Annotated in this window: 9 protein-coding genes; 8 read left to right on the top strand and 1 reads right to left on the bottom strand. The window is 71.6% G+C overall.

The genetic code is table 11. The features are described from left to right. The 4 genes from lptC to AC1D15_RS01390 all read left to right on the top strand — a co-directional run. Positions 1-624: LPS export ABC transporter periplasmic protein LptC (lptC, locus tag AC1D15_RS01405; RefSeq protein ID WP_477824629.1), on the top strand; the 624-nt coding region annotated here is incomplete at its 5' end. Next, entirely contained in the window at positions 621-1,400 is a 780-nt protein-coding gene (locus AC1D15_RS01400) for an SDR family oxidoreductase (RefSeq protein ID WP_047503811.1), read from the top strand. The genes lptC and AC1D15_RS01400, both read left to right, overlap by 4 nt. A 94-nt stretch (positions 1,401-1,494) precedes the next feature. Then, complete coding sequence (locus AC1D15_RS01395; protein WP_477824628.1) at positions 1,495-2,358, top strand: DUF4349 domain-containing protein; 864 nt, start codon at positions 1,495-1,497, stop codon at positions 2,356-2,358. An 86-nt stretch (positions 2,359-2,444) separates the two neighbouring features. Next, entirely contained in the window at positions 2,445-4,736 is a 2,292-nt protein-coding gene (locus tag AC1D15_RS01390; RefSeq protein ID WP_477824627.1) for a carbohydrate binding family 9 domain-containing protein, read from the top strand. 88 nt (positions 4,737-4,824) lie between these two features. On the opposite strand, the gene rbp is transcribed toward AC1D15_RS01390, so the two are convergent. Further along, entirely contained in the window at positions 4,825-5,325 is a 501-nt protein-coding gene (gene rbp / locus AC1D15_RS01385; RefSeq protein WP_477824626.1) for an RNA-binding regulator, read from the bottom strand. Positions 5,326-5,500: 175 nt separating this feature from the next. Here rbp and AC1D15_RS01380 point away from each other — a divergent pair, with 175 nt between their 5' ends. The 4 genes from AC1D15_RS01380 to AC1D15_RS01365 all read left to right on the top strand — a co-directional run bounded on the left by AC1D15_RS01380 (position 5,501) and on the right by AC1D15_RS01365 (position 9,383). Next, positions 5,501-6,280, top strand: a complete 780-nt coding sequence (locus AC1D15_RS01380) for a helical backbone metal receptor (RefSeq protein ID WP_465110112.1) — start codon at positions 5,501-5,503, stop codon at positions 6,278-6,280. 14 nt (positions 6,281-6,294) lie between these two features. Next, on the top strand, positions 6,295-6,933 hold the full coding sequence (locus tag AC1D15_RS01375; RefSeq protein WP_047503815.1) for a MarC family protein: 639 nt from the start codon (positions 6,295-6,297) through the stop codon (positions 6,931-6,933). A gap of 75 nt (positions 6,934-7,008) precedes the next feature. Next, complete coding sequence (creD, locus tag AC1D15_RS01370; protein ID WP_477824625.1) at positions 7,009-8,391, top strand: cell envelope integrity protein CreD; 1,383 nt, start codon at positions 7,009-7,011, stop codon at positions 8,389-8,391. Positions 8,392-8,423: 32 nt separating this feature from the next. Beyond that, positions 8,424-9,383 carry a quinone oxidoreductase family protein gene (locus AC1D15_RS01365; RefSeq protein ID WP_477824624.1) on the top strand — a complete coding sequence of 320 codons (960 nt, stop codon included), beginning with the start codon at positions 8,424-8,426 and terminating at the stop codon, positions 9,381-9,383. Positions 9,384-9,388: the final 5 nt, after the last annotated feature.

Here is a 9,388-nt window from a genome sequence, read left to right as displayed (position 1 = left end):
CGCCCGGGCGGCCGGCGCACGCCGCAGCCGCTGCGCTGGCGGCTGGTCGAGCTGCTGTCGTCCTACCTGCCGCTGGTGCTGATGGGCGTGCTCGCGATGGGCACCTGGTGGCTCGTCAAGAACACGCCGCTGTCCGACGACCCGCGCATCGCCGCGCCGCTGCGTCACGTGCCCGACTACGAGATGCGCCACTTCGCGCTGCAGCGCTTCACGCCGCAAGGCCAGCTGCGCGCGCAGATCGAGGGCGACGTGCTGCGCCACTACCCCGACACCGACACCGTCGAGATCGACAACGTGCGGCTGCGCGCCGTCGGCACCGACGGCCGCGTGCTGCACGCCACCGCGCGCCAGGCCATCGCGAACGGCGACGCCACCGAGGTGCAGCTGGTCGGCCAGGCCGAGATCATCCGCGACGGTGTCGACGGCGGCCCGCCGATCAGCTTCCGCAGCGAGTTCCTGCAGGCCTTCATCGACACCGAGCGCATCAAGTCGCACCTGCCGGTCACCATGACCCAGGGCGGCACCGAGCTGCGCGCCGACAGCATGGAATACAGCCACCTCGACCGGGTGATCAAGTTCGGCGGACGCATGCGGGCCGTCTTCAGCCCCCGGGAATCCAAATGAGCGGCGATCGCCTCGTCTTCATCACCGGCGCCTCCAGCGGCATCGGCCAGGCGCTCGCCTGGCGCTTCCACCAGGCCGGCTACCGGCTGGCGCTGGTGGCGCGGCGCACCGACGAGGTCCGCAAGTGGGCCGATGCGCAACGCCTCGACGCGTCGCGCTTCGCGGTGTACGCCGCCGACGTGCGAGACATCGACGCAATCACCGCGGCCGGGCGGGCCTGCATCGCGGCGCAGGGCCTGCCCGATGTGGTGATCGCGAACGCCGGCATCAGCGTCGGCATCGACACCGCGGTGTTCGACGACCTGGCGGTGATGCGGGCGACCTACGAGACCAACAACCTCGGGATGGCGGCCACCTTCCAGCCGTTCATCACCGCGATGCGGGCGCGGCGCAGCGGTGCGCTGGTCGGCATCGCGAGCGTGGCCGGCATCCGCGGGCTGCCCGGTCACGGCGCGTACTGCTCGAGCAAGGCGGCGGTGATCGCCTACTGCGAGAGCCTGCGCGGCGAACTGCGGCCCGACGGCGTCAAGGTCGTCACGCTGGGCCCGGGCTACATCGACACGCCGCTGACGCGCGAGAACCGCTACGGCATGCCGTTCCTGATGCAGCCCGAGGTGTTCGCCGACCGGGCCTTCCGCGCGATCGAGGCCGGCGTCACCTACCGGGTGATCCCGTGGCAGATGGGCGTCGTCGCGAAGCTGCTGCGTGCGCTGCCGAACTGGCTGTACGACCTGGCGCTGGCCGGGCGGCCGCGCAAGAAACGCCAGGGCGAGTGACGGTTTCACCCCGTTCGGCGGGGTCGTGCGTATCAGCCTTCACCTGAACTTTCACGTGAGACGCCCGATGCGCCGTTCTTCCGTTCTGCCCGTGTTGACCCTGTCCCTCCTGTTGGGAGCCCTCACTGCCTGCGGCCGCGGCGGATCGATGGAGGCCGACAGCGGCACCCTCGAGGGGGCGGCGCCGGCCCCGGCGCCCGCCGCGTTCGGGAAGGCCAAGCGCGCGGCCGCTGCCGAGCTGGCGCAATCCGCGAAGGCCGGCGCCGACACGGCCAGCGAGGTGCGCCGCTACGTGGCCGTGCGCCACACGCTGCAGATCTTCACCGCGGCCGACGGCGTCGAAGCCGCCTGGCGCGATGCCACCGACGCCTGCACCGCCGCCGGCTGCGAGGTGCTGAACGCCGCGCTCGAGCGCAACGACGAGCGCCGTCCCGCCACAGCGACGCTCGAGGCGCGCGTGCCGCCGCAGCAGCTCGAGGCCTTCCTCGCGCGGATCAGCGGCCTGGGCCGCACCGGCCTGAACGCGCGCACCGCCGAAGACAAGACCGACACCGTGCTCGACACCGAGGCGCGGCTGAAGAACCAGACCGCGTTCCGCGACCACCTGCGCGTGCTGATGGCGACGCCCGGCGCGAAGCTGAAGGACCTGATCGAGGTCGAGCGCGAGCTGGTCCAGGTGCAGAGCGAACTCGACAGCCTGGCGTCGCAGCGCAAGGTGCTGGCCAACGAGACCGAACGGGTGCACGTGTCGATCAGCTTCGGGGCCCAGCCCTCGGTCATCGAGACCGGCATGTGGCGGCCGGTCACCGATGCGCTGCGCGGCGCGGGGCATGTCATCGCGTCGAGCATCGGGGTGCTGATCACTGCAGTGGTCGGCCTGCTGCCGTGGGGGATCGCGCTGGTGCTGGCGGGCTGGGGCGTGCGGGCCGCGTGGCGCCGCCGCCGGCGCGCCCGCTGAGCGCGGACAGTTGCGGAGGACGCGCCGCAGTTGCACTCCCTGTTGCAAACCTATACTGCGCGCCTCCCTTCGTTCCGGTCCTCCCGATGAACCTCTCGCGCTGGCGCTGGTGGGCGCCTGCGGCCTGTGCCTTTGCGCTGCAGGCCTTCACGGCCGAAGCGCCGGCCCAGGAGGCCGCCGCGCAGCTGCCGCACCCGCGCGCGTCCAGGCTGCTCGCCGACGACCCGCCGCTGGTCATCGACGGCCGCCTCGACGACGCCGGCTGGCGCCATGCCCCGGTGCACGATGCCTTCGTGCAGTACCTGCCGGTCGACCGGCTGCCGGCGCCGCTGCGCACCACGGTGCAGGTGCTGGTCGACGAGCACGCGATCACGTTCGGCATCCGGGCCTACGACCCGCAGCCCGAGCTGATCCGTGCCCCGTTGCTGCGCCGCGACCAGGTGCGCCGCGACCAGGATTTCGTCTCGGTGATGCTCGATGCGGCCGGCACGCGCCGCTCGGCGCAGTTCGTGCGCGTCAACGCGGCCGGCGTGGTGGCCGACGGCATGTACATCGCCGAGACCGACACCGAGGATTTCGCACCCGATTTCGAGGTGGATGCCGCGGTGCACCGCGAAGTCGACGGCTACAGCGTCGAGATCCGCATGCCGCTGCTCGGCCTGCGCTACCCGTACGAGGGCGGCGCGCCGTGGCGGATGATGGTCGGCCGCAGCGTGCCGCGCGAGGCCAGCATGCTGCTGCTCAGCGCGCCGCTGACCAAGGACGCGCTGAACTTCATCGCCGAGCTGCAGCCGGTCGACGGGCTCGAGGACGTGACGGAGCGGGTGCGCGAGCGCTCGTTCCTGACGGTGCGCCCCGAGCTGACGATGCGCTCGACGCGCGGCAGCGAGCCGGCCGACCGCACCTCCGTCGGTGCCGAGATCAAGTGGCGCCCGCGCGCCGACTGGGTGTTCGATGCGACGCTGAACCCCGATTTCTCGCAGGTCGAGCTGGACGTTCCGCAGCTGGCCGGCAACACCCGCTTCGCGTTGAGCGTCGAGGAAAAGCGGCCGTTCTTCCTCGAAAGCACCGATGTGCTGGACCTGCCGCTCGCCTCGTTCTACTCGCGCTCGGTGACCGATCCGCGCTGGGGGCTGCGCGCCACCTGGCGCGGTGCCGAGGCTGACGCGACCGGCCTCAGCCTGAGCGACGACGGCGGCGGGCTGGTGCTGCGGCCGGGCGCCTACGGCACCGGCGTCGCGCTGCAGGACCAGCGCTCGCAGGCCACGCTGCTGCGCGCTCGGGTGCACGGCGAGGCGCTGAGTGCCGGCGGGCTGGTCTCGGTGCGCCGCTACGAGGCCGCGCGCGAGAACCGCGTCGCCGGTGCCGACCTGCTGTGGCGCCGCACCGCCGAGGAGCAGCTGCGCCTGCGGGCGCTCGGTTCGCAGACCACCGCGCTGTTCGACGCCGATGGCGCGCCGTCGGCCGGCGCGCCGGAGGACGGCCGCTACCTGTGGGCTGCGTGGGCGCGGCGCGTGCCGGGCTGGAACCTCAACGCCGAGGCCGCCGAGATCAGCCCGCGCTTTCGCAACGACAACGGCTTCGTCGAGCAGGCCGGCGTGCGCTCGCTGCAGGCCGAGGCGATCCGGCGCTTCGGCGAGGTCGCGCTGCCCGGCATCAACCTCTACGAATTCGAGGCCTACCTGTGGGCGCAGCAGCGCACCGCGCTCGCCGACCCGCGCGAGGGCATCGCCGACGGCGAGCTGGTGTCACGGCGCCTGCACCCCGGGCTGTGGTGGTCGGCGGCGTACAACACCGAGGCATCGGTCGAGTGGCGTGCCCACACCGAGCGCGTGAAACCGGTGTCGGCAGGCGGTCAGGCGCACCGCACGAACGCGCTGGCGCTGACCTACGGCGTGAACCCGGCGCCGTGGTTCACCCGTTTCACGGCCGAACTGGAATGGGGGCAGCGCATCGATGTCGAGGCCGATCGGGTCGGCCGCGGCGCGGTCTGGCTGCTCGAGGCCAAGCTGCGCGGCAGCCTGCCCAACGGCTGGGGCGTCGAATCGGAACAGCGCGCCGAGCAGGGCTTCGTGCGCGGGCCCGACGGCCGCCGCGCGCTGACCGACACCGCGCTGCAGTGGCTGGCCGTGCTGCACCTCGATGCACGCGATTCGGTGCGGGCGGTCTGGCAGCGCCATCGCATCGACCGCGTCGCCGACGATGCCGCCGGGCTGGCGGCGGCGCGCGAGCGGGACACCGTGGGGTCGCTGGTGGCCCAGCACCGCATCGGGCTGGGCCGGGTCTTCAGCGTCGGCATGAGCCGCCAGCGCCCGGGCGTGAGCGCGCCGAAGGACACCGAGGTGTTCGTGAAGGCGGCCTTCGCGTTGGAGCTCTGATTGGGGCTCTGACGCGACGGGCCATGAAAAAAGCGGTGAGCGCTTTCGCACTCACCGCTTCTTGTTCTAACCGGATCGCTGGGGCTGATCAGTAGCCGCCGCGGCTGCCGCCGCCACCACCACCACCGTAGCTGCCGCCACCGCCGGAACGGCCACCGCCGCCACCGCCGTAGCCGCMGCCACCACCGGAGCGGCTGCCGCCACCACCGCCGTAGCCGCCGCCACCGCCGGAGCGGCCACCGCCGCCACCACCACCGCCGTAGCCGCCACCACCGCCGCCGCCGAAGCCACCACCGCCGGAGCGGCCGCCACCGCCGCCGCCGAAGCCGCCCGGACGCTCTTCGCGCGGACGGGCTTCATTGACGACCAGCGCACGGCCGTCGAGGGCCTGGCCGTTCATGCCGTTGATGGCCGATTGCGCTTCGGCATCCGAGCCCATCTCCACGAAGCCGAAGCCCTTGGAGCGGCCGGTGTCGCGGTCCATCATGACCTTGGCGGACGAGACAGTACCGAATTGTGCGAATGCTTGTTGGAGATCGTCGTCGCGAACGCTGTAGGCGAGGTTGCCGACGTAGAGTTTATTGCCCATGGAGAGCGCCTTTCTTTCCTGAAGTCACGAGAACCATGTGGAGCGTGTACCCATCCTGAACCATTCAAGTGAAGGCGCTGCTTCCAGACACAGAATTTTGATTATCGAGTAATTGCGCGAAGCGGTGCAAATTGTGGAAACCCCTTGCAAGCCGAGGGAAACGAAAAGTGTTGTCGTGAACACACGCATAGCCAGTCTTGTGCCCAGCCTGACCGAGCTCGTCGTCGCGCTCGGCCTCGGTCCGCGCCTGGTCGCGCGCACCGGCTTCTGCATCCATCCGGCGGCCGTCGTGCGGGATGTGCCCAAGGTCGGCGGCACCAAGGCGGTGAACCTCGACCGGCTGCGGCGCCTTGCGCCCACCCACGTCCTCGTCAACGTGGATGAGAACCGGCACGACATCGTGCCGGCGCTGCACGAGATGGGTGCGCAGGTCATCGTGACGCACCCGTGTGGTCCCGAGGACAACCTCGCGCTGGTCGACCAGCTCGCCGCGGTGTTCGGCCACGAGCCGGGCGTGCACGACCGCGCACGGGTGCTGCGCGAGGCCTTGCAGCACGAGCTAGGGGAAACCCGTGGTGAAGAAAGTCTGTTGCCTGGCCTGCGGTGCCGCGTGCTCTATCTGATCTGGCACGACCCGTGGATGACGGTCGCGCGCGACACCTACCTGTCACGCATGCTGGCGCGCATCGGCTGGCACACCGAGCCGGCGCTCGACGGCGGCCCGCACGGCGCGGCGCGCTACCCGGTGGTGCGCGGCGACGAGCCCTGGCTCGCGCAGGTGGAGCGCGTGCTGTTGAGTTCGGAGCCGTTCATGTTCAAGGACCGACACCTGGCGCTGGCGCAGGCGCTGTGCCCGCAGGCGCGCGTGCAGCGGGTCGACGGCGAGTTGCTGAGCTGGTACGGGCCGCGCGCGGTGCCGGGGCTGCGCTACCTGCGCGAGCTGGGCCGCAGCTGAAGTCAGAATGCCGCATGGACATCTACAAGCCGCTGATCGCCCTGCTCGCCATCGTGAACCCGATCGGCGTGATCCCGTTCTTCATCCACTTTACCGGTGGTTTCACCCGCGAACAGCGCCAGCGCACGATCCGCGTCGCCGCGTTCAGCGCCTTCATCGTGATCGCGGTCAGCGCGGTGGCCGGGTTGAGGATCATCGAGTTCTTCGGCATCTCGCTGGCGTCGTTCCAGGTCGGCGGCGGCACGCTGCTGCTGATCTCGGCGCTGCAGATGCTGAACGCGCAGCCGGCCGAGACGCGGCAGGAGGATGTGACCGAAGGCAACACCAAGGTCGATGCCGGCGACAGCATCGCGGTGGTGCCGCTGACCATTCCGCTGCTGACCGGCCCGGCCACCATCTCGACGATGGTGATCTATGCCGACAAGACGCGGCATTGGTGGGAGATCGCGGTGCTGGTCGGCTACGGCGTGGTGATCGGCATCGCCGTGTGGCTGGCCTTCAGCGCGTCCGGCCGCATTGCGCGGGTGCTCGGCAAGACCGGCATCAACGTGATGACGCGGCTGATGGGGCTGATCCTCGCGGCGCTCGCGGTCGAGGTGATGTCCGACGGACTGGTGAAGCTGTTCCCGATCCTCGCGAGCAGCATCCACTGAGCCGACTTCACCGCGACTTCATGGCGCCTTCAACGGTGCTGGCCACAGTGCGGCGCTTCAACTCCTGGAGCCCGCATGAAGCCCCACCCGCTGTTCGTCAAGGCGGCCGCCATCGGCGCGATCGCCGTCCTGTTGTCCCTGGCCCTGGGCCGCATCGGTGCCCTGGTCGATGAACGCCAGAGGCGCCTCGCCGAGGCCGAACAGAACGTCGAGGAGAGCCAGGCCGGCCGGCAGGCGCTGCTCGGGCCGCTGCTGCGCACGCGCTGCACCGAGTCGTGGGACGTGCAGTACGGCCATGGCGCCGCTGCCCGCAGCGGCGTCGAGACGCGCGAGTTCATCGTCACCAGCGTGCCGGCCCGGCTCGACGTGACCGCCACCGCGACGATGGAGCCGCGCTGGCGCGGCCTGTTCAAGGTCAACACCTACGGGCTGCACGCCGAGATGGAGGCCGCCTGGGCACCGGTGCGGCCGGCGCTGCGGCATGCGAATGGGCGGCTGCAGTGCGAGCCGCCGGTGCTGCAGGTCGAGGTGACCGACCCGCGCGGCATCCGGCGCGCCGACGTGCGCGTCGGCAGCGACCTGCTGGTGGTGCAGCCCGGCACCGGCGACGAGAAGCGCCCGCAAGGCTTCCAGGCGCGACTGCCCGACGGCTGGCTGCGCGCCGCCGTGCCGGCGCCGGTGAAGCTGTCGCTCGACCTGACCGGCACCAGTGAGCTGGGCCTGGTGCCGGTGGGGCGCGAGAACCACATGACGCTCGCGGGCAACTGGCCGCACCCGTCGTTCGGCGGCCGCTTCCTGCCGACGCGGCGCGAGGTGCGCAAGAACGGCTTCGATGCCACCTGGGATGTGTCCGCGCTCGCCACCGGCGCGGCGACCGACCTGTCGGGCGAGGTCGCGGTGTCGACGGCGGTGCCGCTGACGGCGGCCGCCGTCGCCGGGTCGCCCGACGAGGTGCGCGGGGCTCGTCCGTCCGGCCAACCCGAGGCGTTCAGCGTCGCCTTCATCGACCCGGTCAACCCCTACTCGCTGAGCGACCGGGCGATCAAGTACGGCCTGCTCTTCATCGGCCTCACCTTCGTCGCGGTCGCGATGGTCGAGCTGCTGCTGCGCCGCCGCGTGCACCCGGTGCAGTACCTGCTGGTGGGTTGCGCGATCAGCCTGTTCTTCCTGCTGTTGCTGAGCCTGTCGGAGCACTTCCCGTTCGCCGCGTCGTACGCGGTGGCGGCGGGGGCCTGCGTCGCGCTGCTCGCCTTCTACGGGCGCCACGTGCTGGGCGGCTGGCGCGAAGGGCTCGGCTTCGGGGCCGGCATCGCCGGGCTCTATGGCGCGCTGTACACGCTGCTGCAGATGGAGCAGACGGCCCTCGTGATCGGCTCGGTGCTGCTGTTCGTGGTGCTTGCCGCGGTGATGGTCGCGACGCGCCGCTTCGACTGGTACGGCGTCACTGCGCCGCGCTGAGGCCGTCCGGGCGGCGGGTACCATGCCGCACCATGAATGTGCTCAGCTTCGACAGCTTCGGTGCGCCGGATGTGTTGCGCTATCGCCCGCATCCCGACCCGGCGCCGGGGCCCGCCCAGGCCCTGGTGCGCACCCGCGCGATCGGGCTGAACTTCGCCGACGTCTACCGGCGCAAGGGCACCTACCACCTGGCCGGCTCGCCGCCGTACATCGCCGGCTATGAAGGCGCCGGCGAGATCGTCGCGGCGCCGGCCGGCAGCGGCTTCGCGCCCGGCGACCGCGTCGGCTTCGCCGACATGCCGTTCGCCAACGCCGAGCTGGTGGCGGTCGACCTCGCGAAGCTGATCCCGCTGCCCGACGACATCGGCTTCGACACCGCGGCGGCCGTGCTGCTGCAAGGCCTCACTGCGCAGTACCTGGTGCGCGACAGCCACGCGCTGAAGGCCGGCGAGCGCGTGCTGGTGCATGCCGCGGCCGGCGGCGTCGGCGGGCTGCTGGTGCAGCTGTGCAAGGCGCTCGGCGCCCGCGTGATCGGGCTCACGTCGAGCGAGGCCAAGGCCGCGCAGGCGCGCGAGGCCGGCGCCGATGCGGTGGAGCTGTATTCGCAGGACTGGGTGGCCGCGGCGCAGGCCTTCGCGCCGGGCGGCGTCGACGTGGTCTACGACTCGGTCGGGTCCACGCTCGCGCAGAGCCTGGCCGCGGTGCGCACCGGCGGCCACGTCGTCTTCTACGGCATGGCCGGCGGCGACCCGGCGCCGGTCGACCCGCGCCTGCTGATGGACACCTCGAAATCCCTCACCGGCGGCGACCTGTGGAACGTGCTGACCAGCGCCGACGAGCGCCGCAGCCGGGCCGGCGAGCTGTTCGGCTGGGTGCGCAGCGGCCGGCTGCGCGTGCCGGTCGACTCGCGCTTCGCGCTGGCCGACGGTGCGCAGGCGCATGCCCGCCTGGAGAGCCGTGCGTCGACCGGCAAGGTCCTGCTGATTCCCTGAGCCCC

Source organism: Rhizobacter sp. P2_H2 (assembly GCF_056403375.1).
This window is presented reverse-complemented; position numbering and strand designations above follow the sequence as displayed.